Annotated in this window: 1 protein-coding gene; it reads left to right on the top strand. The window is 52.3% G+C overall.

Annotated features, from left to right (window positions below; all coding sequences use genetic code 11):
- Positions 1-1,260 (top strand): transposase (locus tag BLV54_RS15265; RefSeq protein WP_090572420.1); only part of this gene is annotated, 1,260 nt, incomplete at its 5' end.
- Between the last annotated feature and the right edge of the window lie 14 nt (positions 1,261-1,274).

Here is a 1,274-nt window from a genome sequence, read left to right as displayed (position 1 = left end):
ATTGTCAGCGATGAGAGCTTACGCCGTGCGCTGAGTGTGCTTGCACCCGGTTTACCTGAACGTGGTGATGATGCACAACGCGCTGTCTGCCTGGCACAGCTGATGAAGAGTACGATCTGGATGGACATGGCGCTCAGTGAGAGTACGCGTGAGGCCTTGAATACTGCCTGGACTCTCGATGCTGATAGCAGCGTCAAACTGTTGTATGGTCGTCAAAGAGGTGCTGAGATCGGCTACAATCCCGGGAAACCAGGACGACCAAGCCACACCCTGCATACTTACTGGATCGGCAATGTTCGCCTGGTGCTTGATGTTGAAGTGCAAAGCGGTAAATCCCATGCCGCCAAACATGGCCTGCCCCGTCTGCGGCAGCTGATCGAAGGACTCGCTCCTGAGAAGCGTCCTGCTCTGGTGCGTGGTGACAATGCTTTTGGCAATGAAGGGGTAATGGCTACAATGGAAGCGATTGATCAGCGTTATTTGTTCAAGCTTCGTCAGACTGCCGGGATTAAACGCTTGATCGAGCGGAAATGGCAGCAAAATCAGTGGCAGCATGTGGGGCAAGGTTTTGATGCAGTGGAGGACAAGCTCCAGCTGGCAGGCTGGAGTCGCGCCCGACGGATAGTAGTGCTACGACGTCAGGTCAAAGACAATCTGGCGGCCGAAATGAACGCTGGCGCCCAACAGGGAACCCTGCACTTCGTTGATCATTCAGATAAGATCAAAGTGTGGGAATATGCCGTGCTGGTGACCAATGCTGATTATTCACTGGAAGCCCTTGGTCAATTGTATCGGGACCGGGCAGATTGCGAGAATGGCTTCGATGAGCTGAAAAATCAATGGGGCTGGGGTGGGTATACCACTCATGACCTGGAACGCTGCAATCTCTCAGCGCGGGCAGTCGCGCTGATCTACAATTGGTGGAGTTGGTATGTTCGTCTGGCCCACCCCAAAACGCGCATGGAAGCGATTACTAGTCGCCCTTTGCTACTAAATGGTGTTGCTCGCCTGGCTCGACATGCAGGTCAATCTCGATTATTGCTTACATTAACTCACGAGGCCAGTGATCAAATCAAAACGATGATCAGCAGTATCCGTAAGGGCCTTGATTTCATTTTGGCAAATGCGCCTCAGTTGCTAAAAGTGGAACGTTGGCCTGCATTGGTACGCTATATCGTCAACAAAATCTTCGCTGCCAGACCAGAAAATCCTCCAGTTCCCGATTCACCATCCCTTCACTTGGCTCCTGGCTCGAGTTAAAAGAGGAATTTAGG

The sequence above is a fragment of the Nitrosomonas sp. Nm33 genome (assembly GCF_900107265.1).
Lineage (GTDB): Bacteria > Pseudomonadota > Gammaproteobacteria > Burkholderiales > Nitrosomonadaceae > Nitrosomonas.
This window is presented reverse-complemented; position numbering and strand designations above follow the sequence as displayed.